The sequence below is a fragment of the Limnohabitans sp. T6-5 genome (assembly GCF_003063315.1).
Lineage (GTDB): Bacteria > Pseudomonadota > Gammaproteobacteria > Burkholderiales > Burkholderiaceae_C > Limnohabitans_A.
In genome coordinates, this window is record NZ_NERV01000001.1 from 267,922 (window position 1) to 292,545 (window position 24,624).

Genomic DNA, 24,624 nt, shown 5'->3' on the forward strand with positions numbered 1-24,624 from the left:
AATATGCCACTGATCAAGGCTGCACATCCAGCAGTGCCGACAGTGCTTGCAAGACCTGCTGTGGGTCGGTGCCCGCCATGGTTTTCAGTTTGAGGTGGGCCAGCAGAAACTGGTAGCGAGACTGGGCCAGGTCTCGTCCTGCTTCAGCCTGGCGTTGCAGTGCGTTGAACAAGTCGGTCTGGCTGCGGGTGCCCGCCTGAATGCCTTTGCGGGTGGAAATGACCATCTGATCAGCCGAGCGCTGGCTTTGCTCCAGGGCTTTGACGCGCAACAAGCCCTCGGTGGTGTTCTGGTATTCCTTGCGCACTTGCAAGCTCAGATTGCGGCGGGTTTGCTCCAGCAGTTCTTCACCCTGCAGCAAGCTGGCCTGGGCTTGCCGAACCGCCGATTGGGTTTGCCCCCCTGCGTACAAAGTCCAGTTGAGCTGCACACCCAAGGTGCTGTTTTGGTAGCTGGAATTGGGGTTGTAGAAGTTTTCGCCCTGGCTGCGGGTGACTTGTGCCACCAGATCAACGGTGGGCTGGTGGCCGCTGCTTTGTTTGTTGACCTCGGCTTGTGCGGCCTCGACTTTGGCCCGGGCCAGCAGCATTTCCGGGTGTTGGGCCAGGGTGCGTTCGATCCACTCGGGAATGTCTTGACCCACGGTGGGCAGCGTCTGGGATGCGGGCAGATTGCGTGCGACCAGGTTGGGCACTTCATGCGAGACGACCGATTGCAGTTGTTCTCGGGTGAACGCCACTTGCTGGCTCGCTTGCAGGGCTTGCGCCTGCGCCATGTCGAGGCGGGCCTGGGCTTCGTCGATATCGGTTCGGGTACCTTGGCCCTTGTCAAAGTTGCGCTGCGCAGCGCTCAGCAGGCCTTGGGTGGACTGCAGCAGCACACGGCTGAAAGCCAGCACGTCTTGTGCCAGCAAGACCTCAAAGTAATAGCCCGCTGAGCGGCCCAGCAATTCCAGCTGTGCGCGTTGCAATTCGGCATCTGCGGCGCGGCTTTGGGCACGGGACTGTTCGAGTTGCTCGAATTGCGGTTTTCGGTAGAGGGTTTGCCGCAGCAGCAGGCCTGTGTTTTGGCTGCGGTACTGGTAAGGCGTGGTGACCGTGCCCAAGGTTTGTTGCAGGTTGACCTGATTGTGGGTGTTGCTGACCGAGACGTTGGGCAGCAGCGCACCCTGGGCCTGTGCTTCGTTTTCACGGGCAGCCGCCGCTTGGGCTGCGGCGGCGCGGAAACCGGGGTCTTTGTCACGGGCCAGTTGCCAGGCTTGCGTCAGGTCCATGGCCTGGGCGGGGATGCACGCCAACAGACAGGCACAGCTCAGCGCTGCCAAGCCTGGGCGCATGATGGCTCGGGGGAACACCTCACTCCTCCTTCATGGATTGTGACAAGCGCCGCACCAGCGGATAGGCCAGATAGGTGAGCAGCGAGCGCTCACCGGTGCGAATGACCACCTCGGCCTGCATGCCCGACTGCAAAGCACGCGCACCCAGGCTGCGCAAGCCTTCGGGCGTAAGCACCAAACGCGCCAAAAAGTAAGACTGCCGGGTTTCCGGCTCGCTGATCAGGTCTTTGGACACCGACATGACTTGGGCCTCGGTGACCAGTTGGGGGGAGTGCGCGAAAGCAGAAAACCGGACATCGGCCAGCAAACCGGCCTTGACGCGGTCGATGACGTGCACGGGGATGCGTGCTTCGATCACCAGGGGGGAGCGTTCGGGCACGATGTCCATGAGCCTTTGACCCGGCCCCACCACGGCGCCCACGGTCTGCACGCTCAAGGCGACCACCTGTCCGGTGGCGGGCGCCTTGATGTCGGTGCGTTCCATGTCTTGCGTGACGGCAGTGAGCTTTTCTGCATCGGCCTGAACTTCACGGCGAATGTCGGCCAACTGGTTGTCCAGTTCCTTGAGGTATTCAAAGCGCACCTGCTGCGTGCGTTGGTTCAATTCATCGATGCTGCGTGACAAACGAACCCCGGTCGAATCCAGGTCCGCGATGACGCTGGCCACTTCGGCCAGGTTGCGCTCCAGCTCGTTCAGGCGAGCACGGGGTGCATAGCCTTCTTTGACCAGATCGGCAATGTTGCTCACCTCTTCTTGCAACAAGGCCGATTGCCGCTTGCGTTGCACCAGCATGCGCGCATTACCGTCCAACTGGGCGCGCAAACCGGCCTGGTTGTCGGCCAGTCCGCGCAAGTTGGCCTCCAGTGCCGAGCGGCGTGACTGAAACAGCTGGGTCTGCACTTGCAGATGGGGCTGGGTCAGGGGGTCGTTCTGGGCGGCCAGCAGATCGGCATGCCAGCGCACTTGGGGCAAGTTCAGGCGCTCGGACTGCAAACGGCTTTCAGCGGCGCGCAGGGCCAGGTAGTGCTGACGCACCGATTCGAGCTGGGCACGGGGCATGGCCTGCTCCAGGGTCATGACCACCTCGCCCTCCTTCACTTGCTGACCTTCTTGAACCCGGACATCCCGCACGATGCCGCCTTGCAGGTGTTGAATGGTTTTGCGTTTGGTGTCCAGTGTCACCAGGCCTTCTGTGGGCACGCCTTCGTCCATCGGGGCCAGTGCGGCCCAGACCAACAGACCCGCAAAGCCCAGGATCAGCGCCCAGCGGCCCACGCGTTGCAAGGGATGGGTGTCCTGCAGGGTTTGTCGAATGTGCGCATCGGTGTCTGGCGCAGGGGCAGCGGGTGTAGACGGATTCATGGTGTGGTCACGGGGCCATGTGGAAGTGTGGTGGCTGCAGTCAGATGGGCAAGCACCTGCGAGGGCGGGCCCCAGTGCTGCACTTGTCCAGACGCCAGAACAAGCAGCCAGTCGGCGGCTTGAACAATCGGTTTGCGGTGGGTGATGAGGACCACAGTCTTGCCCTCTGATTTGAGCGACTGGACCGTGGCCAGCAAGGCCTGCTCGGCCGCATCGTCCAGGTGGGCGTTGGGTTCGTCCAGCACCAGCAGACTGGCCTGTGCATACAAGGCTCTGGCCAAACCAATGCGCTGTTTTTGACCGGCTGAGAGCATGATGCCCGCCTCACCAGTGGGTGTGTTGTAGCCCTGTGGCAAGCGCAAGATCAGGTCATGGATGCCTGCCTGACGGGCAGCGGCCACCACTTGCTCGCTGTTGACTTCACCCATGCGGGCAATGTTTTGGGCCAGGGTGCCGGGTAACAAATCCATGTCTTGCGGCAAGTACCCGATGTGTGCGGCGCGCCAGGCAGCAGGCAGGCCCTGCACAGGCTGTCCACTGAGCAAGACCTCGCCCTGCGTGTGGGGCCAGACACCCAGCAAGACTCTGGCCAGCGTGGATTTGCCGCTGCCGCTTGGCCCCATGATGCACAGCACCTGGCCTGCTTGCACCTGAAAGGAGATGTTGCGCAACACCGCCTGATCGCTGCCGGGCGCGTTGGCACTGACAGCGCGGCAGTCAATGGCCGGGGACCAGGCTGCCTGGGATCCTGGCACGGAGGGCGCCGGTGCATGGTCACGCAACAAAGCTGTCATGCGGCCCCATGACGCACGCGCAGAGAGCATGGGCCGCCAGGTACCCACCAGCAAGTCCAGGGGTTGCAAGGCACGCGACATCAAGGTGTTGGCCACGATCATGGCGCCGGGACTGATGTCACCGCGAACGACCAACCAGGCCCCCATGGCCAAGGACAGCGACTGTTGCGTGTAGCGAAAGAACTTGCTGAAGGCCTGCAAGCGGTGGCTGATGTGTTCAACCGATTGCTGCGCCACCATCTGACGCAGATGTCGCGATTCCCAATCGGCATGCAAGGCGGGCAGCATGCCCATGGCGTGGATCACCTGGGCGTTGCGCAGCTTGGCTTGCTGGTCTGCCTGCACTTGTTGGCTCGCTTGCAAAGCGGCCAATGCGGGCTGTGCAGCCAGGCGGTGCCCGGCCCAGGCGATGCCCAACAAGACCGCGCCACAGCCGATGGCCAACACCCCCAGCCAGGGGTGCAGCACAAACATCACCCCGATGTAGATCACCACCCACGGTGCATCAAAAAAAGCAAACACGCCATTGCCTGTGAGGAATTGACGCACTTGGGTCAGGTCGTTCAGGGCCTGTGCGGGCTGCGCCTGACCCCGGAGTCTTTGCGACTGAAAACTCGCTTGCAATAGCTCAGGGGCAAATGCCTTGTCGATGCGCATGCCGGTGTTCACCAGCAGCCGCGAACGCGCCATCTCGGCCAGACAGACCAGCAGCAACACCCCCACCAGGAGCAAGGTGCTCATGAGCAAGGTGAGCTGGTTGCGCCCGAGCAGCACGCGGTCATACACCTGCAGCATGTAGAGGCTGGGCATCAACATGCCCGCATTGATGAGCAGGCTCCACAGACCGACCAGGCGCCACTCTTTGCGGAAGGCTTGGATCATGGGGTTCATGGCGTTCATGGCGTTCATGGTGCGACGCCTGCCGCGGAGCGGGGCTGTTGCATGGCTCTTTGCAAAGCTGCAATGACTTCGTCTCGCGGGCCACATGCTTGCATTTGCCCGTCACGCAACACCATGAGCTGATCGGCCAGGCTGAGCACGGCAGTCCTGTGGGTGATCAGCACCACGGTGCAGCTGCGGGCCTTGGCAATGGCCAGGCTTTGCGTCAGTTGCGCCTCACCCAATTCATCCAGGTGCGCATTGGGCTCGTCCAGCACCACCAGGCGCGGCCAGCCATACAAGGCGCGTGCCAGACCCACGCGCTGACGCATGCCTCCAGACAGGGCATGGCCGTCCACACCCAATGGGGTGTTCAGTCCCAGGGGCAGCCCCGAGACCCAGCCCTGCAAGCCTGTGGCCGTGATGACTTCATCGAGCAAGTTTTGATCGGGCTGCTGAAAACGGGCGATGTTGAGCGCCAAAGTCCCTTCAAACAGTTCCACGTTTTGCGGCAAGTAACCGATGTGTGGGCCGATCTCGGCGCGATCCCATGCGTGAATGTCCACCCCATCCAGGCGCACTTTGCCCGTAGCAGGCGGCCAGATGCCCACCAGCATGCGTGACAAACTGGTTTTACCCGCGCCAGAAGGGCCCAGCACCGCAAGCAATTGGCCCGGCTCTATGCGAAATTGGACGCCTTTGAGCAACTCTGCCTGACCGTCCGGCGAGCGAAGACTCAAATTTGCACCGCTCAGCAAGCCCTTGGGCGCTGGCATCGGCATGGGTGCTATTTCTTTTTTGGCAGGCCCCAAAAAACTGTCCAATCGCTGCCAGGAAGCCCAGGCCTGTTCAAGGGTGCGTGAGTGCATGATCAGTTGGGTGATGGGGCTGAGCGCCTTGGCCCCCAGAATGGAGGCCACCACCATCATCCCGCCATGTGCCGGAATCAGGTCCATCAGCGTCAGCCAGCACCCCAAGCCCAACAGCAAAGAGCCTTGCAAGACCTGGATGAAGCGCGACATGGCCGAGCCCCACCCTGCTCCTTGCGAAGCTTGCGCTTGCAGGTCCAGAAAAACGTCTTGTCGCTCTTGCCACAGGCGCTGAGCGTGGTCTTGCATGCCCATGGCCAACACACTTTCAGATTGACGCAGCAGGGAAGAAGCCAGAATCTGGGAGGCCTGAGCGGCCTGCTGGGCATGGTCCATGGGATGGTGCACTCGCTGGTGCGTGATGTAGGTCACCACGCCCAGCACGGCAGCAGCCAACACCGAGGCAACCCCCAGCCAAATGTGAATGGCAAAAATGATCAGGATGACGACCACGGCAAAAGGCAAATCGACCAGGGCCAGGGTGGCCGGCGAAGTCAAAAAACTGCGCAATTGCTGCACATCGGCCAAGCTGGCCTGAACTGGCGCAGGCCCTGTCAACTGCGCTTGCAGCGTCATTTTCCAGATGCGTGGCGACAACTGCAGCTCAAGCTTGTTGGCCAGCGTTTGCAGCCAGGACTCGCGCACCCAGTCAATGACCTCCATCCACGCATATACCGCAATGATCAGGACCGTCATCATGACCAGCGTCAGGCCGCTTCGGCTGGTGACCACCCGCCCATACACCTCCAACATGTACACAGAAGGCGCCAAAGCCAGCAGATTGCTCAGGCCACCATAAGCAAACACCTTGCGCAAACTGGCCATCAAAACGGGGCGAAACAAGGACAACCAGGACGGTTCCGAGGAATGACGCAGCGAGAGGGTTGAAGACATGCCTGCTGGGGATCAGTGAAACAGCGCGTCGTGCCACAACGCTCAAACCATTCTGTTGCCCCATTCAAAATCAGGCGAAGGTCTCAAATGAACAAAACAGAATACCAATGTTTGTTTATAACATCTTTGGTAATTTTATAAATATAAAACACCCACCCATCTCCCCGTGTGGATCGGATCGCACAGCCTCTGTGGCCTCCTGATTGACCCCCATCGCCAGCCCAGGCCTTGTCGCTCCTTGACTCAACGCTGTCGTTTGAGACCCCGGACTTGCAAGTCCCTCATGCACCGCGAGTCTCGGTTGGCATCATGCAAAATAGCCCAACCCCTCATTTCTCAACCTTTGCATGTCGCCCATTGCGTCATGCAGGGGGCTGATTCCATCGTCCAAAGGATCCCGCATGTCTTCGCCTTGCACTGTTTGTTCTCAGTCATCGGCCCATCAGCCAACCCGTGCAAAACTGCGGCCATGGGTCATGGGTGCATGTGTTCTGGCACTGGCCGCGTGTGGCGCCAAGGACACCCCGCCAGCAGCAGCGGGCAAGGCACCGCCCCCGGCGACTGTCGGGGTGGTCACGGTGACCGATCAGGCCGTGGCGCTGCAAACCGAGTTGCCCGGCCGCGTCAGCCCGGTGCGTGTCGCACAGGTGCGCGCCCGGGTCAGTGGCGTGGTGCTCAAACGCCTGTTCCGCGAAGGCAGTGAGGTCAAAGCCGGACAGCTGCTGTATCAAATCGATGCTGCCACCTACCGCGCCACCTTCGACAGTACCCAGGCCAGCGTGGCCAAGGCCCAGGCCAATCTGGAGCAGGCCAGCGCCCTGGTCACGCGCAACCAGCCGCTGGTGCAGGCCAATGCCATCAGCGCACAAGACTTTGCCACCCTGGTGACGGCCCAAAAGCAGGCGGCTGCAGATTTGGCCTCAGCCCAAGCAGCGGCCAAGTCAGCCCAGATCAACCTTGACTACGCCAGCGTGACCGCACCCATTTCAGGGCGCATCGGCCAGTCGCTGGTGACCGAAGGTGCGCTGGTCAGCCAGACCGAAGCCACGCCCTTGGCCCTCATCCAGCAGACCGACACGGTGTATGTGAACTTCACCCAGTCCAGCGCCGAGGTGCTGCGCCTGCGCAAAGCCGCCAAACAAGGGCGCAACAAAAACGACGGGGCGGTGCCTGTTCGCGTGGTGCTGGAAGACGGCACCGAGTTGCAACGCCCCGGCAAGCTCTTGTTTGCCGACCTGACGGTGGACGCCACTTCGGGCCAGATCACGCTGCGCGCCGAAGTGCCCAATGGCGATGGCTTGCTCTTGCCTGGCCAGTATGTGCGGGTGCGCTTGTCGCAGTCGGAGCTGCCCTCGGCCGTTTTGCTGCCGCAGCAAGCGGTGACGCGCACAGGCCAGGGCGACACTGTGCTGGTGGTGGGCGACGACGGCAAGCCCGTGCCTCGCCCGGTCACCGTCGGGGGCAACCAGAACAACCAGTGGATCATTTTGAGTGGCCTGAAAAAGGGCGAGCAGGTCATCGTGGACGGGTTCCAGAAAATGATGGTGCCCGGCATGCCGGTCAAGACCGTGCCCTGGACAGGGGCTCCAGCTGCGGGCTCACCTGGCCCGGCAGCTTCTGCACCTGCAGCCAGCGCGTCATCGCCCGCCTCGGCCCCCGCCGCAGCGGCCAAGTAAGGGGCACGCAACATGGCCCGTTTTTTCATTCATCGCCCCATCTTTGCGTGGGTGATCGCCTTGTTCATTCTGGTGATGGGCGCCGTCGCCATCACGCAGTTGCCCATCTCGCAATACCCGCCCGTAGCGCCGCCCTCCATCGTGATCACGGCAGGTTACCCGGGCGCATCGGCCCAAACGCTCGAAGACAGCGTGTTCAGCGTGATCGAGCGCGAGATGAACGGCTCGCCCGGTTTGATCTACATGGAGTCGGTGGCGCAGGCCAACGGCACCGGCACCATCACCGTCAGCTTTGAGCCCGGCACCAATGCAGACCTGGCCCAGGTCGATGTGCAAAACCGACTCTCACGCGCCGCGCCTCGCCTGCCTGCAGCCGTGACGCAACAAGGCGTGCGTGTGGAAAAAGCGCGTGCCAATTTCTTGTTGTTCACCATGCTGTCGTCCGACAACCCGGACTTCGACATCATCGCCTTGGGCGACTATGCCTCGCGCAACATCGTCCCCGAAATCCAGCGCTTGCCCGGCATTGGCCAGGCCCAGCTGTTTGGCACCGAGCGTGCCATGCGTGTGTGGATCGACCCGGCCAAGCTCAGCGGTTTGAACCTCTCAGCCGCCGACGTGAACGCTGCGATTCGCCAGCAAAACGCCCAGGTGTCTTCGGGCTCGATCGGTGATTTGCCCAACATCACGGGCCAGTCGATTGCGGCCACCGTGATCGTTGATGGTCAGTTGGCCACGGTCGAGCAGTTTGGCCGCATCGTTTTGCGTGCCAATGCCGATGGCTCCACCGTGCGACTGAAGGACGTGGCCCGCATTGAACTGGGTGCCCAGACCTACGCCACTTCTGCGCGCTTGAATGGCAGCCCTGCCGCTGGCATTGGTGTGCAGCTTTCTCCTTCGGGCAACGCCATGGCAGCGGCCCAGGCGGTGCGTGAGCGCATGACCGAGCTGGAAAAGTATTTCCCCAAGGGCGTGCACTGGACCATTCCTTACGACAGCTCGCGCTTCGTGAAGATCTCGATTGCCCAAGTGGCCGAGACTTTGGTCGAGGCTGTGATCCTGGTGTTCCTGGTGATGTTCCTGTTCTTGCAGAACTTCCGTTACACCATCATCCCCACCATCGTGGTGCCCGTTGCGCTGATGGGCACTTTTGCCTTGCTGCAAGTACTGGGTTTTTCCATCAACGTGTTGACCATGTTCGGCATGGTGCTGGTGATCGGCATCGTGGTGGACGACGCCATCGTGGTGGTGGAAAACGTCGAGCGCATCATGAGCGAAGAAGGCTTGCCGCCGCTCGAAGCCACGCGCAAAGCCATGGGTCAGATTTCTGGGGCCATCATTGGCGTCACCGTGGTGCTGATTGCGGTGTTTGTGCCGCTGGCTTTTTTCAAGGGCTCGGTCGGCAACATCTACCGCCAGTTTTCTGCGGTGATGGTCAGCTCCATTGGTTTTTCGGCCTTCATGGCCTTGTCTTTGACGCCCGCTTTGTGCGCCACGCTGCTCAAGCCGGTGGAGGCGGGGCACCACCACGCCAAGAGCGGTTTCTTCGGACGTTTTAACCGGGGCTTTTCGCGCACCGCCAAAAACTACGAAGGGCTGGTGGCCCGCATGTTGCCGCGTGCTGCGCGCTACCTGTTTGTCTATGCCGCGATCATTGGGGCGGTGGCGGTCATGTATGTGCGCTTGCCCACCTCGTTCCTGCCCGGTGAAGACCAGGGCAACATTTTGGTCAACGTGCAGTTGCCGCCCGGAGCCACGCAAGAGCGCACCTTGTCGGTCATGAAGCAGGTCGAGGGCTTCATCCTCAAGCAACCCGAAGTGCAAAGCATGGTGGGTGTGCTGGGCTTCAGCTTCTCGGGTCAGGGCCAGAACGCCGCGCTGGCGTTTGTGACGCTCAAGGACTGGAGTGAACGCTCTGGCCCCGAGCACTCGGCACAAGCGCTGGCCGGTCGTGCCTTTGGGGCGCTGATGGGCATCCGTGATGCGTTCATCTTTCCGCTGAGCCCGCCGCCCATTCCCGAATTGGGCACCGCCTCGGGCTTCACCTTCCGCTTGCAAGACCGGGGCGGCAAGGGCCACGACGCGCTGGTGGCGGCACGCAATCAGTTGATGGGGCTGGCGTCCCAAAGCCGGGTGCTCACCCAAGTGCGACCGGACGGCCTCGAAGACGCTCCGCAACTGCAAATTGACGTGGACCGCGACAAGGCCAATGCGCTGGGTGTGGGCTTTGATGCGATCAATACCGTCATTTCCACCGCGCTCGGCTCGGCCTACATCAACGACTTTCCCAACCAGGGCCGCTTGCAGCGAGTGGTGGTGCAAGCCGATGCCACCTCGCGCATGCAGCCGGACGACATCTTGCGCTTGAACGTCTCCAACGCCCAGGGCAAACCTGTGCCCTTGTCGGCCTTTGCCACCACGCGCTGGATCAAGGGCGCGATGCAGACTGTGCGCTACAACGGCTACCCCGCCATGCGCATTGGCGGCTCGGCAGCCCCCGGCTACAGCTCGGGCGCGGCCATGGCCGAGATGGAAAACCTGATGAAGCAATTGCCCGAAGGTTTTGCTTTCGAATGGACCGGGCAATCACGCGAAGAAAAGCTGGCCGGTTCGCAAGCGCTGGTGCTCTATGGCTTCGCCATCCTCGCTGTGTTCTTGTGTTTGGCGGCCTTGTACGAAAGCTGGTCGATTCCGCTGGCCGTGATTTTGGTGGTGCCGCTGGGGGTGCTCGGCGTGTTGCTGGCCACCCTGTTGCGTGGCTATGCCAACGATGTGTATTTCCAGGTCGGCCTGATCACCATCATTGGGCTGTCGGCCAAGAACGCGATTTTGATCATTGAATTTGCCAAGGACCTGCAGGCCCAGGGCAAAACGGTGGTCGAGGCAGCGCTCACGGCGGTGCATTTGCGCTTTCGGCCCATCCTGATGACTTCGCTGGCCTTTGTGCTGGGCGTGTTGCCCTTGTTCATCGCATCGGGCGCGGGCTCGGCCAGCCAGCGCGCCATTGGCACCGGGGTGATTGGCGGCAGCATCATCGGCACCGCGCTGGCGTTGGTGTTTGTGCCCATCTTCTTTGTGGTGGTGCGAACTTTTTTCAAGGGCAGTGAGCGCCAGCGGCAGTTCGATGCCGCGCATGGCCATGACATCGGAGTGGACAGCCATGAATGACCAGAGATTTTTCAAAGGGTCGCTGTTGCGCCTGACCAGCTTGGCCAGTGCACTGAGCTTGCTCAGCGCCTGCAGCCTGATTCCGACCTACGAGCGCCCTGCTGCGCCTGTGCCCGCCCAATACCCGGGGGCGTCCGAGGCAGGATCTGAACAACGGCAGGCTGCTGACATTCCTTGGCAAGATTTTTTCAAGGATGCGCGGCTGCAGCGCCTGATTGCCTTGGCATTGGACAACAACCGCGACCTGCGCATCGCCATGCTCAACATCGAGCAAACGCGCGCCCAGTGGCAACTGCGCCGTGCCGACGAGCTGCCCACGGTGAACGCGGGCCTCAGTGGCACGCGGGCCACCACCTCATCGGGCAGCATCAGCAGCACCTACACCGCAGGTCTCAGCGTGAGTCCTCTGACCGCCTTCGAGCTCGATTTCTTTGGCCGTGTGCGTTCACTGAGCCAGGCCGCGCAAGCCCAGTGGCTGGCCAGCCAGGAAGCGCGTCGCGTGGTACAGATTTCGTTGGTGGCATCAGTGGCCAACACGTATCTCAGCCTGATCGCTGACGATGACTTGTTGCAAGTGGCGCAGAAGGCTGTCGCCACACGCGAAGAGTCCTTGCGACTGACCCGCCTCCGGTTTGAGCACCAGACCGCATCGCAGCTCGACCTGAGCCAGGCCCAGTCTTTGCTGGAGGGTGCCAAGGTGGCGCTGGCCCAAGCCAAGCGCCAACGCGCTCAAGATGAAAATGCACTGGCGCTGTTGGTGGGCCAGGCCCTGCCTGCCGATTTGCCTGCCAGCTTGCCCTTGACGGCACAGGGCCTGCTGGCCGATGTGCCCGCGGGTCTGCCCTCTGATCTACTCATCCGCCGCCCCGATGTGCGCCAGGCTGAGCAGCTGCTGTTGGCCAACAACGCCAACATCGGCGCAGCGCGAGCGGCTTTCTTTCCACGGGTCACGCTCACGGGCAGCGCGGGTATTGTGGGCAACGACCTCGCACGCTTGTTCAGCGCCGGTTCCAGCGCCTGGACTTTTGCACCTCAGGCGCTGTTGCCCATCTTTGATGCGGGGCGCAACCAGGCCAACCTCGACGCCGCCAAAGTCGGGCGTGACATCGCGGTGGCCCAGTACGAAAAAACCATCCAGACCGCGTTCCGGGAAGTGGCTGATGCACTCGCAGCCCGTGCCACGCTGACCGAGCAACTGCGTGCACAGAAGGCGCAGTTGGCCGCCGAAGAAACTCGCATGGCCTTGGTCGAACTGCGCGAACGCCAGGGGCTGGCCAATGCGTTTGAGGTGCTCGATACTCGCCGTTCACTGTTTGCGGCACAGCAAGCGGCGCTGCAAACCCAAGCCCAACAACTGCAAAGCCTGGTCAGTGTCTACAAGGTCTTGGGCGGCGGCTGGACGGAGCCGACAACACGCATCCAGTGACAGTAAGGCCCAACCCGAATGGACCAAGGTATGGCCGCATTGACAAATGGGCAGTGGCATGTCGCTATCTGCGAAAGAGTCACGGCATTTGCAGGTCGGCGGTCGAAGACCCCGACGTTGTTGGAACAACCTTGACGCTCGATCAGGCCTGAGCGGAACAGGGACAACGTCGGACTCTGCAAGTGCCAACCTACGGGCTCCACCTGTGCCCTTTTTTGCAGGTCGGTGGTCGAAGACCCCGACAAACGCACGCTGAGCGCTGCTGCTTTTGCAGGTGGTGACGTTGATTCACGAAATGTCGGACTCTTCGAGTACCGACCTACGGGGCCGACTGTGCCCTTTTTTGCCGGTCGGTGGTCGAAGACCCCGACGTTGTTGGAACAACGTTGACGCTCGATCAGGCGTGAGCGGAGCATTGCCAATGTCCGACTTTTCGAGTACCGACCTGCGGCTTCCCTGGCGTTCTGCGCGCTTTTCAGAGATGGAATGCCCATCGCGCTCAAGCGCGTTGTCGCGTCCACTCGGGGAGTGGCGCCGATTTGTGCAGCACGTCCTGATGCAACCAGGTCGCGCTTTTGCGGGCACGTTCGGCCACTGTTTCCAATGGCAACTGTTGGTAGTCGTCGTTGAACACCTCAAAGCTGTAATCGCCCCGGTAAGCAATGCGGTCCAGGCGCAGCACCAGATCAGCCAGCTGCTCGCTGTGCACGCCCTCGCCCGGAAACACACGGAAAGTGCGGGCGGTACTCATGCGCTCTTCAAAGGTCGGCGTTTCCTGCCACATGAAGTCAGACAGCTGCACCAGGAAGATCTTGGACGGGTCGAGCTCTTCGATGGCGTCCAGTGAGGTCTTGGCCGCGAAGATGTGGAACGAGTCCAGGCCAATGCCCAGATTGGGACAATCGGCACGGCAGACCACGTCCCAGCTGGTGGGGAATTCATTGACCGTGCGGCCCCAGGACAGCGCCTCATAAGCCACCTTGATGCCCAGGGGCACGGCCAGCATGGCCAGCTTTTTCAGGTCGGCCGCAATTTGATCGAGGTCTTGCGTGGCGTGGCGCGAGGTGGACGAGCAGGCCAGCAAGACTTTGCTGCCAGTTGCCGCGCACATCTCCAGCATGGCCTTGGCGATGTCGAGCTTGTAGCTGTGCAAGTGGCCGGACAGGCCTTCAAAATCGCGCAGCACCTGAAAGCCGGTGGGCCGCATGCCGCTGGCCTGCACCGCCGCCACAGCGGCTTGCACGCCGCCGGGGTGCGTGACCAGATCGCGGGCCATCAGCATCACCTGAGAAAAGCCCGCCCCCTTCATGGCGGCCAGCTTGGCCTCCAGGGTGCCTGCCATGGTGATGGTGTCCATCCCGTAGCCGTCGAGCAAGTTCATACCGGCATCCTCACTTGTGAACGAGTTCAAAGGCGACCGAGCCCAGCGCTGCGCGGGTGAGCGCACCACGGTCTTCGGGGTGCAGTTGGGTCGATTCGACGAACTCCACAGCACGCGCCTTGAGTGCGGTCACCGCCTCGGCCACGTTGGGCACGCCAAATCCGATGCGTTGCAGGCACTCGGGGCTGTCGTCGGCATCCATCCAGAGCTCGGGCTCGATCAGTTGCCACAAGAAGGTGCCACAAGGGCTTTTCATCAGCTTGCCCTTGGGCAAGATGCCAAAGCGCTCTTCATCGGGGATGCTGCTGAAGTCGAACATGTGTTCGTAATAGGTCTGCCAGTCGGCACTGCGGGCCGCCCCGATGTACTGCACCACACCAAAATAGCTCATGCCCGCCAATGCGGGTGGGTTGGGGTCCACGGTGGGGATGGGCTTGAAGTCGATGTCGTAGATCGAGAACTCTTGCCAGCGGTCCACAAAGTAAAAGCGGCTGCCGCCCGGGCCGTGGATGGCGGGGATGTGCAGCTCCATGGCTTGCGCGTGGCTGCCCACGCTCCAGGCGCCCAGCTCCATGCAGCGGTTGTGCGCTTTGAGGGCATCCTGCACGCGAAAAGCCACCGCCGAAATCACGGGCTGACCGTCCACCGTGCCGCTCACGCGGGCGTCGTCGGGGCTGGCATTGACCACCAGGTTCATGGCGCCCTGGCGGTACAAAGTCACTTCTCGCGAGCGGTGGCGCGCCACGGGCCGAAAGCCCATGTTCTCCAGCACCTGGCCCAGCGCCTGAGGGCGGCTGGTGGCGTACTCGATGAACTCAATGCCCGCGATGCCCAAACGGTTGGGCATGTCGGGGACGGCTTCGCGATCCACTTTGTTCAGGGTCATCAGGACACTCCAGTGTTCAGTTGTAGGAGCCCGCCCCGTGGGCGATGGCTTTGCGGGCACTTACCGCGCCCACCGCCCACAGGGTGGGCTCTTGCAGGGGCAGATCAATAACTCAGCCTGGCACCATTGCGCAACACTTCTGCGGTGGTGGTGGGCAAGCCAAAATATTCCAGATACGCCGGGATCTGTTCGTACAGCATGTCCGTGCCCACCTGGGTGCGGCAACCACGTGCTTGCGCAGCGGCCAAGAATGCGGTGGTCTCGGCTTTCATCACCACTTCGCCCACAAAGGTCTCGGGCGTCAGGCGCGAGACATCCATGGGCAGCGGGTCGCCTTCGTTCATGCCCATGGGCGTGGCATTGACCACCAAGTCGTGATCGGCCGGGTCGTTCGAGCCAGTGCGCACATCGATCTGGGGGTAATGGGTTTTCAGACGCTGAGCCAAGGCTTCGCAACCCGCTGTGTTCACATCGAACAGGCTGATGGCAGCAATGCCTGCGCCCGCCAAAGAAGCGGCAATCGCACAGCCCACGCCGCCGGTGCCTACCACTAGCACGCGTTGGCCCGACAAGTCAAAGCCTTTGCGCTGCACACCCCGCACAAAGCCAGCGCCATCAAACATATCGCCCACCAGGCGGCCATCGGCCAGACGCTTGACCGCGTTGCAGGCCCCGGCCACGCGCACGGTGGCGGTCACCTCATCGAGCAAGCCCACGGTGGAGACCTTGTGCGGCATGGTGATCAAGGCGCCACGGATGTTTTCCAGCTTGAACACCGATTTTAGGAAAGCGGGATAGCTCTCGGGCTTGCAGCCCATGGGTACCACCACCGCATTGATGCCCGCAGATTCGAAATACGGGTTGTAAATCATCGGCGACTTGAAGGTGTGTGTGGGGTAGCCGATGTGGGCGATGATTTCGGTGTGGCCGTTGATCATGGGGTGGGTCAGGGTAGGGGTTAACTCAAAAAGGCTTCACCACACACGCGACGAAGCCTTGAGGTGCAATTACTTGCCCGACTTCTTGGCAGGTGCGGCGGCAGCCGAACGCACCTTGTCGATTTCAGCTTGCAGTTCCTTGACCAGGTCCTGACCCACGGTCACGCCGTACTTGGCGGTCACAGGGCGCATCTTGTCGCGCAGCTTGGCCATTTCGGCCTCTGGCAACTGGGTCACTTGCATGCCGTTCTTCTTCAAGTTGTCCGTGATGCTGGCTTCCAGCGCACGGGCTTTCTCGCGCTGGAATTTGGCCGACTCGGTCACGGCGTCGGCCACGATTTTCTTCTCGGCAGCCGACAGCTTTTCCCAGAACTTCTTGCTGATGATGACCGACTGGGGGTTGTACTGGTGACCCGTCAAGACCATGTGCTTTTGCACTTCGTACAACTTGGCGCCGTTGATGGTGGCCACAGGATTCTCCTGGCCGTCGACGGCTTTTTGGTCCAGCGCAGCGTACAGTTCAGGGAAAGGCAGCGGCGTGGGGTTGGCACCCAAGGCCTTGACCCAGTCCACGTTGATCGGGTTGGGGATCACGCGCAGCTTCAGGCCTTCCAGGTCTTCCACCTTGTTGATGGCACGTTTGCTGTTGGTGATGTTGCGAAAACCCAGTTCGTAGTAGCCCAGGCCGATCAAGCCTTTTTCTTCCAGCTTGGCGTGCAGCTTCTTGCCGAAAGGACCGTCCACCACGGCGTCAGCTTCTTTGCCGGAGCCGAACATGAAGGGGAAATCAAAGATGGCGAATTCTTTGGCCTGCGCGGCAAAAATGCCAGAGTTCATGGCCGCCATTTCAAGCGAGCCACCCTGAATGGCTGTCACGTTGGCTTGGTCGCTGCCCAAAGTACCGCCAGGGAACACATTGACCTTGATCTTGCCGCCGGAGTTCTTCTCAACGATCTCCTTGAACTTTTCCATGCCCAAAACGATCGGGTGGCCCGCTGCGTTCTGGTTCGCGAACTTGATGGTTTTGTCTTGAGCCGATGCCACGCCCACTGCCGCCAAGGCGACGGTGGCGATCAAGGACTTGATGAACACACGTTTCATGAATTATCTCCAAAGAATAAAGTGAATCGGACGTACGCTTGCCATCAAGAGGCCTGTTGTCTGGCGTACCCGGTCAGACAACAAGGACAGGAATCCATAGAAGCAGCGCGACGACGGCTCAAACCAGGTCACGCTGGAGTTCAAGCCATGGCGCAGTCCCCTTGGCCAAAAATCACCATCCCGGCCAGACAAGCCGCGATGACGCCCTTCAGACCTTTGCAAAACCCGTCCATCAATTTCTGAACCACCCTCTTTTCCTCGATGGTCACAGGTATTAATGTACGAACTGGTTAGTTTTTTCAATCCAGGGAGTTACCCGCATTCAAAAGCCCTTGTCTGCTCTAACTGTTATACCGAAATGGAATGACTGACAAAACGCAAAATCAAATCCACCACATGCTCACGCTTGAGGGTGTTGGCCTTGTCCTCGCTGGCACGGTCTTGAAAGATCAGGCCGAAAGTGTGGCGGTTGGACACGTTGAAAAACGTGAACGCTGAAATCGCCGAATGAATGTCCACCGGGTCCAACCCGGCCCTGAACACCCCCTGCGCCACCCCCCGGTCGTACACCGCCTGGACGGACTGAATGGCATTGGAGTTGAGCGCCTGAATGCTCTGGCTCTGGCGCAAATAGTCACCACGCTGGATGTTCTCGTTCATCACCAGACGGATGAAGTCTTCGTTGTCGCGGTGGTGGTCGTAGGTGAACTCCACCAGCCGTTTTAAAGCTTCGGCCGGGGGCAAATCGTCCAGATGCAAATCCGACTCGATGGCGCGCATGCGGCGATAAGCCTCTTCAAGCACCGCCAAGTACAAGCCGTCCTTGCTGCCGAAGTAGTAATAGATCATGCGCTTGCTGGTGCGCGTGGTGGCGGCGATCTCGTCGATGCGGGCACCGGTGAGGCCTTTGTCGGCAAACTCGTGGGTGGCCACAGCCAAAATCTCGGCCATGGTGCGGGCCGGGTCGTTGGTGCGGCCACTGCCGCTGGGTGCCGCTTGCAGCGCGCCTTCAGAATGTACCGTTTGGTTCATTTGGGCAAGTATAGACCGCCACCAAGCCGCTGCACCCTACAGGCTTATTCCTCTGCATTGACCTCTTCTTCTGGCAACGCTTTGTCAATTTTTTCCATGTTGTCCAGCAACTTCAAAAAGTAGTGCAGCGTGTGCGCCATGTCGCCCATCGAGAAGTCCTGCAGCGCCTGCTCGTAATAGGCCTTGATTTTGGGCTGAGCGAGATCCATCCAGATGTGACGACCCGACTCGGTCATCACCACCAGGCGCGAGCGTCGATCGCGTCCATCGGTGCTCATTTCGATGTGCCCGTCGCGCGTCATGCGGGTGATCAGGCCTGAGAGGTTTTGTCGGCTGACCATGAGGTAGCGCGCCAACTCACCCACCCCCATGCCCTGCGCAGCCTCTGGCCGAGACAAGGCCCCCAGCACAGCCCACTGCTGAGTGGTCAAACCTTCATCTTGCACTGCTCTGCTGCCTGTTTTGTGCAACATGTTGGCGCATTGATACAGCTTGAAAAATATGCGATTGGCCATTTCCATTCGGGCATCACTCGTCTTGTTCATAGGGAAAACCATAGGTTATTAAATGACAAAAGCGCTTGATGGGGAATATCGTAAACCCTAGAATAAGTCAACATGTTGTCATATGTTCAACATACAGAGTTTCCAAACCACCCCATTCATTCGGAGAAAAACATGAGAAACCTCAACGGCAAAACAGTGATTGTGACCGGCGGCGGTGGCGGCATCGGCGGCGCCACCTGCCGACGCTTTGCCACTGAAGGCGCCAAAGTCGCGGTGTTCGACATGAACCTGGCTGGCGCCCAGAAGGTGGCTGACGACATCCAGGCTGCAGGTGGCACAGCCGCCGCTTTCGAATGCAACATCACCGACCGCGCCCAAGTCGACGCTGCCGTGGCTGCTGCTGAAGCGCAACTGGGCCCGATCGACATTTTGGTCAACAACGCAGGCTGGGACATCTTCAAGCCCTTCACCAAGACCGTGCCCGCCGAGTGGGACAAGCTGATCGCCATCAACCTCACAGGCGCGCTGCACATGCACCACGCGGTGCTGCCCGGCATGGTGGCGCGTGGCGGCGGCCGCATCGTCAACATCGCGTCGGACGCAGCCCGTGGTGGCTCGTCTGGTGAAGCCGTCTATGCCGCTTGCAAGGGCGGCCTGGTCGCCTTGTCCAAAACGCTGGCACGCGAGCACGCCCGCCACAACATCACCGTCAATGTGGTCTGCCCCGGCCCAACCGACACCGCCTTGCTGGCCGGTTTTGCCGAAGGCGCAGCCAACCCCGAAAAACTGATGGACGCCTTCAAGAAGGCCATCCCGCTGGGCCGCATTGGCCAGCCCGATGACTTGGCCGGTGCCATCGTCTTCCTGAGCAGCGACGACGCCTCCTTCATCACCGGCCAAGTCATCAGCGTGTCTGGTGGCTTGACCATGCACGGCTGATTGGCCGACCTCAAACTTTTTTGGAGCATCCCATGCAATTCGAAGACATCCTGTACGAAAACCGCAACGGCGTGGCCTGGATCACGATCAACCGCCCCGAGAAAATGAACGCGTTTCGCGGCACCACCTGCGACGAAATCATCAAGGCCCTGAACAAAGCCGGTTACGACCGCGACATTGGCTGCATCGTGTTGGCCGGAGCCGGTGAACGTGCTTTCTGCACAGGCGGCGACCAGTCGGCCCATGACGGCAACTACGACGGCCGCGGCACCATTGGCTTGCCCATGGAAGAGCTGCACACCGCCATCCGCGATGTGCCCAAGCCCGTGATCGCCCGCGTGCAGGGCTTTGCGATCGGTGGCGGCAACGTGCTGTGCACGATCTGCGACCTGACCATTTGCTCTGACAAAGCCATCTTCGGCCAGGTCGGCCCCAAGATGGGTTCGGTCGACCCGGGCTATGGCACCGCCTTTTTGGCCCGTGTGGTCGGCGAGAAAAAAGCCCGCGAAATCTGGTACCTCAACAAGCGCTACTCCGGCCAGGAAGCCGTGGACATGGGCTTGGCCAACATCTGCGTGCCGCACGAGCAGCTCGACGCCACCGTGCAGGAATGGGCCGAGACCATCTGCGAGCGAAGCCCCACAGCGATCGCCATTGCCAAGCGCAGCTTCAACATGGACACCGCGCACCAGTCGGGCATCGCGGGCATGGGCATGTACGCACTCAAGCTGTACTACGACACCGAAGAGTCTCGTGAGGGCGTGAAGGCTTTGCAGGAAAAGCGCAAGCCCGAGTTCCGCAAGTACGCCAAATAAACGCTCAGACAGAGAAGTCAAGATGAATCCGAATCCGTACATCAACGAAGACCTGCAGGCACTGGCCGAGACGGTGCGCCGCTTTGCCGATGAAAAAATCAAGCCCGGCTTTCTGGAGCGCGACAAGACGCGCGAGTTTGACCGCGCCTTGCTGCGCGAGATGGGCGAGTTGGGCTTCATCTGCCCCGAAGTGCCCGAAGCGTTCGGTGGCCTGGGCATGGGTTGCGTGGCCGCAGGCGTGATCCATGAGGAAATCGCCCGCGCCGACCTGAGCTTTTCTTACCTGAACCTGCTGGCCTCGCTCAACAGCCAGATCCTTTACAAGTACGGCAATCCCGAAGTGGTGCGCCCCTGGCTCGACAAGATCCGCGAAGGTCGCGCCATTTGCGCGATTGCCCTGACCGAGCCGCGTGGCGGCTCGGATGCGGCCAACCTGCGTTTGCGGGTGGAGCGCGACGGCGACTTCTACGTCATCAACGGCGAGAAAACATCCATCTCGGCCGCTGACCAGGCCGACATCACCGTGGTGTTTGGCCGCACCGGCAAGCCCGAAGACGGCGCGCACGGCGTGACCGCACTGTTGGTGCCCATGGACACCCCGGGCCTGACGACCAGCCGCTTTGACTGCCACGGCCAGCGCTCGATCGGCCGCGGCTCCATCTTTTTCGAAAACGTGCGCGTGCCCGTCAGTCACCGCTTGGGGGACGAAAACAAGGGCTTTGTTCAGGTCATGCACGGTTTTGACTACTCGCGCTCGCTGATTGGTCTGCAGTGCCTGGCTGTGGCGCGCGCAGCCCTCGATGAAACCTGGGAGTACATCACCCAGCGCCAGGCCTTTGGCCAGCCGCTGTCGGCCTTCCAGGGTGTGACGCACCCTCTGGCGCAATACGACACCGAAGTCGAAGGTGCGCGACTGGTTTGCCTGCAAGGCCTGTGGCTCAAGGACCAGGGCCTGCCGCATTCGGCTGAAGCCGGCATGGCCAAGTGGTGGGGACCCAAGCTGGCCTACGACGTGATCCACCAGTGCCTGCTGTGCTTTGGCCACGGCGGCTACGACCGGGGCCTGATGGAGCAACGCCTGCGAGATGTGCTGGGCTTCCAGATCGGGGACGGCACAGCCCAGATCATGAAAACCATCATTGCGCGCACCCGTGCGGGGCGCAAGAACGTGCCTGCCTGAGTACCCCCAAAACAAAAATATTTCACCCCCCAAGGAGACAAACATGGAATTCGATGCCGTTTTATTGCCTGCACGCCGTGCCCGCATGATCGAACAAGGCTTTTGGCATGACCGCACCATCAACGGTGAACTCGACGCCTGCCTGGCCGCCTGTCCCGACAAACTGGCCCTGACCGCCTACCGCGTGGAAGCGGGTGATGCGCGCCGCTTCACCTACCGCGAACTGTCACAAATGGCCGACCGCATCGCGGTGGGCCTGACGCGCCTGGGTGTGCAAAAGAACGACATCGTGGCCTGCCAGTTGCCCAACTGGTGGCAGTTCACCCTGACCTATCTGGCGTGCTCGCGCATCGGCGCGGTCATCAACCCGCTGATGCACATCTTCCGCGAGCGCGAACTGAACTTCATGCTCAAACACGGCGAAGCCAAGGTCATCATCGCGCCCAAAACCTTCCGGGGATTTGATTTCGAGCAGATGATCACCGCCATCCAGCCAGGCCTGCCCGACCTGAAACACATCGTGGTGATCGACGGCCAAGGTGCCAACAGCTTCGAGGCCTTGCTCAGCGGCCCCGAATGGGAAAAGCAAGCCGATGCGGCCGCCATTTTGAACGCACACCGTCCTGGCCCCGACGACATCACCCAGCTGATCTACACCTCGGGCACCACGGGGGAACCCAAGGGCGTGATGCACTCGGCCAACACCGTGATGGCCAACATCATTCCTTATGCCCAGCGCCTGCAACTCGATGCCGAAGACGTGGTGCTGATGGCCTCGCCCATGGCCCACCAAACCGGCTTCATGTACGGCCTGATGATGCCCATCATGCTCAAGGCCAGCGCTGTGCTGCAAGACATCTGGGAGCCCAAGAAGGCGGTACAGATCATCAACGATGAAAAGGCCAGCTTCACCATGGCCTCCACCCCTTTCCTGGCTGACCTGACCAAGGGCGTGGCCGACAGCAATACGCCCGTGCCCTCACTCAAGACCTTCCTGTGCGCCGGTGCACCCATTCCCGGCCCGCTGGTGGAGCAGGCCCGCGCTGCGCTCGGCACCAAGATCGTGTCCGCCTGGGGCATGAGCGAAAACGGTGCAGTCACCCTCATCGAGCTGAACGACCCTGACGAACGCGCTTTCACCACCGATGGTGTGGCTTTGCCCGGCGTGGAGCTCAAAGTGGTGGAGGTCGACGCCTCCGGCCCCGCCTTGCCTGCAGGCACACCCGGCAAGTTGTATGTGCGCTCGTGCTCCAACTTTGGCGGCTACCTCAAGCGACAGCACCTGAACGGCACCGATGCCGAAGGCTGGTTCGATACCGGCGACCTGGCGCGCATGGACGCGCAGGGCTACATCCGCATCACCGGTCGCAGCAAGGACGTGATCATCCGTGGCGGCGAAAACATCCCGGTGGTCGAGATCGAATCGCTGCTGTACCGCCACCCCGCCGTGGCCATGGCGGCCATCGTGGCCTACCCCGACGAGCGCCTGGGCGAACGCGCCTGCGCCGTGGTGGTGACCAAGCCCGGCCAAAGCATGGACTTGCCCGAAATCGTGCGTTACCTGAAAGAAAACCAGGTGGCCACGCAGTACATTCCCGAGCGCCTGCAGCTGCTGGACGCCATGCCCGCGACCCCCTCGGGCAAGATCCAGAAGTTCAAGCTGCGCGAACAACTGCAAGCCATGCTGGCCCAAGGCTGATGGTCAACCACACCATGACCGAGCCCACCATCCTGACCGAAACGCATGGCCGCGTAGGCCTGATCCGCCTGAACCGTCCGGCGCAACTGAACGCCCTCAACGACGAATTGATGGATGCGCTGGGCGCGGCCTTGCTGGCTTTCGATGGCAACGCCGACATCGGGGCCATCCTCATCACCGGCAGTGACAAAGCCTTTGCCGCTGGGGCCGACATCGCCGTGATGGCAGACTGGTCCTACATGGATGTTTATCAAAGCGGCTTCATCACCCGCAACTGGGAAACCATCCGCCAAGTGCGCAAACCGGTCATCGCGGCTGTGGCGGGTTATGCCATGGGCGGTGGCTGTGAGTTGGCATTGGCCTGCGACATCATCTTGGCGGCCGAGTCGGCGCAATTCGCCTTGCCCGAAATCAAGCTGGCCATGCTGCCCGGCGCAGGCGGCACGCAGCGCCTGCCACGCGCAGTCGGCAAAGCCAAGGCCATGGACATGTGCCTGTCGGCCCGCATGCTGTCGGCGCAAGAAGCGGACCGCTATGGCTTGGTCTCGCGTGTGGTGCCTGACGCGGAACTGCCAACCACCGCATTGAAACTGGCCACTCAGATTGCGGGCTACTCATTGCCCGCCCTCATGGCCATCAAGGAATCCGTCAACCGCGCCCACGAAAGTGCCTTGAGCGAAGGCATCTTGTTTGAACGCCGCGAGCTGCATTCCCGCTTTGCCAGCAGCGACGCGCACGAAGGCATGCAGGCCTTCCTGGACAAACGCAAACCTGTGTTCCAGCACCGTTGACGCCATGTCTCGGCAACTTCAAACGCACGGCGCCCTTTGGCAAAGGTGCTCAGAAATGGGTCTGAAGCTCACTGCCCATTTGTGCCAAAGACTTGGCACGGTAAGCCTTGGGGGTCATGCCGATGTGTTTGCGAAAGAAGCGGCTGAAATAGGCGTCGTCCTCAAAGCCGAGTTCGGACGCCAATTGCTTGATGGGCAAAGCGGTGTAAACCAGTTCTCGTTGCGCTTCCTGGATCAAGCGGTCATTCATGACCTGCAGGCTCGATTTGCCCAAGACCTCGCGACACAGGCGCGAGAGTTGCCCGACCGTCACGCCGACTTGGTTGGCGTAGCTTTGCAAGGAATGCTCGGTGCGGAAATTCTTGTCGATCAAGCTGCGGAATTTTTCGATTTGCCGCGCCTTGCGCGAGATGCTGTAGTGGGTTTGGGTGTCCGTCTGATCGGACAATTTGCCAATGCGGTGCACTTGCACCATCAGGGCCAACAACAAAGACGTCCCCGCGGCCACTTGGCCTTCCGCAGGTGTGTGCGACTCTTGCTCCAGCGCCAAAAACAAGGGCATGAGCTGGTCGATGTAGCGCATCTCCGACTGCAAGGAGAGCAATCGCGGCGTGCGTATGGTGTCCAGCAAGGGCGGCATCATCAAGGCAGCCGCCGATTCCAGCGCCTTTTGCATGGCCGTGACCACCGGGCCATTGGTGTCTTTGGAAAAACGGAACCCGTGCACATGACCCGCCGGGATCAACATCACGCAGGGCGCGTGCAGTGTTTGCTGCACATGCTCAATCTGCACATCCACATGCCCCTCAGTGAGGTAAAGCACCTGGATGAACGAGTCGTGTCGGTGGGGATGGATCAGCCAGTTGTACAAGGTCGAGCGTTGCGGAATCCATTCGAAATTGAATGCCACCGATTCTTCATGACGGCTCGAATCGCCATACAGATCGTAAT

General features: G+C 61.0%; 19 protein-coding genes. 8 read left to right on the plus strand and 11 right to left on the minus strand.

All coding sequences use genetic code 11. From position 1 onward, the window contains the following. Nucleotides 1–13: 13 nt before the first annotated feature. Genes B9Z51_RS00990 through B9Z51_RS01005 form a run of 4 tightly spaced genes read right to left on the minus strand, consistent with a single transcriptional unit; the run spans nt 14 to nt 6,135 of the window. Nucleotides 14–1,354, minus strand: coding sequence for a TolC family outer membrane protein (locus B9Z51_RS00990; RefSeq protein ID WP_108371053.1), 1,341 nt, complete (start codon nt 1,352–1,354; stop codon nt 14–16). A 1-nt stretch (nt 1,355) separates the two neighbouring features. Beyond that, on the minus strand, nt 1,356–2,699 hold the full coding sequence (locus B9Z51_RS00995) for an HlyD family type I secretion periplasmic adaptor subunit (protein ID WP_108371055.1): 1,344 nt from the start codon (nt 2,697–2,699) through the stop codon (nt 1,356–1,358). Continuing rightward, nucleotides 2,696–4,402, minus strand: a complete 1,707-nt coding sequence (locus B9Z51_RS01000) for a type I secretion system permease/ATPase (RefSeq protein WP_158272797.1) — start codon at nt 4,400–4,402, stop codon at nt 2,696–2,698. The genes B9Z51_RS00995 and B9Z51_RS01000 overlap by 4 nt, the downstream gene beginning before the upstream one ends. After that, nucleotides 4,399–6,135 carry a type I secretion system permease/ATPase gene (locus B9Z51_RS01005; RefSeq protein WP_108371059.1) on the minus strand — a complete coding sequence of 579 codons (1,737 nt, stop codon included), beginning with the start codon at nt 6,133–6,135 and terminating at the stop codon, nt 4,399–4,401. Before B9Z51_RS01005 ends, B9Z51_RS01000 begins: the two co-directional genes overlap by 4 nt. Nucleotides 6,136–6,536: 401 nt before the next feature. Here B9Z51_RS01005 and B9Z51_RS01010 point away from each other — a divergent pair, with 401 nt between their 5' ends. From B9Z51_RS01010 to B9Z51_RS01020, 3 genes are read left to right on the plus strand one after another with little or no spacing between them, the layout of a single operon-like run. Then, entirely contained in the window at nt 6,537–7,811 is a 1,275-nt protein-coding gene (locus B9Z51_RS01010; protein ID WP_108371061.1) for an efflux RND transporter periplasmic adaptor subunit, read from the plus strand. A 12-nt stretch (nt 7,812–7,823) separates the two neighbouring features. Then, a complete protein-coding gene (locus B9Z51_RS01015) occupies nt 7,824–10,979 on the plus strand; it encodes an efflux RND transporter permease subunit (protein ID WP_108371063.1) in 3,156 nt (1,051 codons plus the stop codon). Beyond that, a complete protein-coding gene (locus B9Z51_RS01020) occupies nt 10,972–12,405 on the plus strand; it encodes an efflux transporter outer membrane subunit (RefSeq protein ID WP_108372591.1) in 1,434 nt (477 codons plus the stop codon). Before B9Z51_RS01015 ends, B9Z51_RS01020 begins: the two co-directional genes overlap by 8 nt. 499 nt (nt 12,406–12,904) lie before the next feature. Here the strand turns inward: B9Z51_RS01020 and B9Z51_RS01025 are convergent, their stop codons facing one another. The 6 genes from B9Z51_RS01025 to B9Z51_RS01050 all read right to left on the minus strand — a co-directional run bounded on the left by B9Z51_RS01025 (nt 12,905) and on the right by B9Z51_RS01050 (nt 18,300). Continuing rightward, nucleotides 12,905–13,786, minus strand: coding sequence for a sugar phosphate isomerase/epimerase (locus B9Z51_RS01025; protein ID WP_108371065.1), 882 nt, complete (start codon nt 13,784–13,786; stop codon nt 12,905–12,907). Between the two features lie 10 nt (nt 13,787–13,796). After that, the gene (locus B9Z51_RS01030) at nt 13,797–14,672 is read right to left on the minus strand and encodes a 4-hydroxyphenylpyruvate dioxygenase (RefSeq protein ID WP_108371067.1); all 876 of its coding nucleotides are present in this window, start codon (nt 14,670–14,672) and stop codon (nt 13,797–13,799) included. Between the two features lie 104 nt (nt 14,673–14,776). Further along, complete coding sequence (locus tag B9Z51_RS01035; protein ID WP_108371069.1) at nt 14,777–15,610, minus strand: shikimate dehydrogenase; 834 nt, start codon at nt 15,608–15,610, stop codon at nt 14,777–14,779. A gap of 69 nt (nt 15,611–15,679) precedes the next feature. Then, nucleotides 15,680–16,711, minus strand: a complete 1,032-nt coding sequence (locus tag B9Z51_RS01040; protein ID WP_108371071.1) for a TRAP transporter substrate-binding protein — start codon at nt 16,709–16,711, stop codon at nt 15,680–15,682. 348 nt (nt 16,712–17,059) lie between these two features. Continuing rightward, on the minus strand, nt 17,060–17,743 hold the full coding sequence (locus tag B9Z51_RS01045) for a TetR/AcrR family transcriptional regulator (protein WP_108371073.1): 684 nt from the start codon (nt 17,741–17,743) through the stop codon (nt 17,060–17,062). 44 nt (nt 17,744–17,787) lie between these two features. Further along, complete coding sequence (locus B9Z51_RS01050; protein WP_108371075.1) at nt 17,788–18,300, minus strand: MarR family winged helix-turn-helix transcriptional regulator; 513 nt, start codon at nt 18,298–18,300, stop codon at nt 17,788–17,790. A gap of 120 nt (nt 18,301–18,420) precedes the next feature. Between B9Z51_RS01050 and badH the strand changes: the two genes are divergently transcribed. Genes badH through B9Z51_RS01075 form a run of 5 tightly spaced genes read left to right on the plus strand, consistent with a single transcriptional unit; the run spans nt 18,421 to nt 23,673 of the window. Then, nucleotides 18,421–19,188: a 2-hydroxycyclohexanecarboxyl-CoA dehydrogenase gene (badH, locus tag B9Z51_RS01055; RefSeq protein WP_108371077.1), complete on the plus strand. Its 768-nt coding sequence runs from the start codon at nt 18,421–18,423 to the stop codon at nt 19,186–19,188. Nucleotides 19,189–19,220: 32 nt separating this feature from the next. Beyond that, nucleotides 19,221–20,003, plus strand: a complete 783-nt coding sequence (gene badI / locus B9Z51_RS01060) for a 2-ketocyclohexanecarboxyl-CoA hydrolase (RefSeq protein ID WP_108371079.1) — start codon at nt 19,221–19,223, stop codon at nt 20,001–20,003. A 22-nt stretch (nt 20,004–20,025) separates the two neighbouring features. Further along, nucleotides 20,026–21,183, plus strand: coding sequence for a cyclohexanecarboxyl-CoA dehydrogenase (gene aliB / locus B9Z51_RS01065; RefSeq protein WP_108371080.1), 1,158 nt, complete (start codon nt 20,026–20,028; stop codon nt 21,181–21,183). A gap of 43 nt (nt 21,184–21,226) precedes the next feature. Continuing rightward, nucleotides 21,227–22,882 carry a cyclohexanecarboxylate-CoA ligase gene (gene aliA, locus B9Z51_RS01070; protein ID WP_108371082.1) on the plus strand — a complete coding sequence of 552 codons (1,656 nt, stop codon included), beginning with the start codon at nt 21,227–21,229 and terminating at the stop codon, nt 22,880–22,882. 14 nt (nt 22,883–22,896) lie between these two features. Next, a complete protein-coding gene (locus B9Z51_RS01075) occupies nt 22,897–23,673 on the plus strand; it encodes an enoyl-CoA hydratase (protein WP_108372593.1) in 777 nt (258 codons plus the stop codon). Nucleotides 23,674–23,722: 49 nt separating this feature from the next. On the opposite strand, the gene B9Z51_RS01080 is transcribed toward B9Z51_RS01075, so the two are convergent. Beyond that, nucleotides 23,723–24,583 (minus strand): helix-turn-helix domain-containing protein, encoded by an 861-nt coding sequence (locus tag B9Z51_RS01080; RefSeq protein ID WP_233254778.1) that lies wholly within the window; start codon nt 24,581–24,583, stop codon nt 23,723–23,725. Nucleotides 24,584–24,624 lie beyond the last annotated feature (41 nt).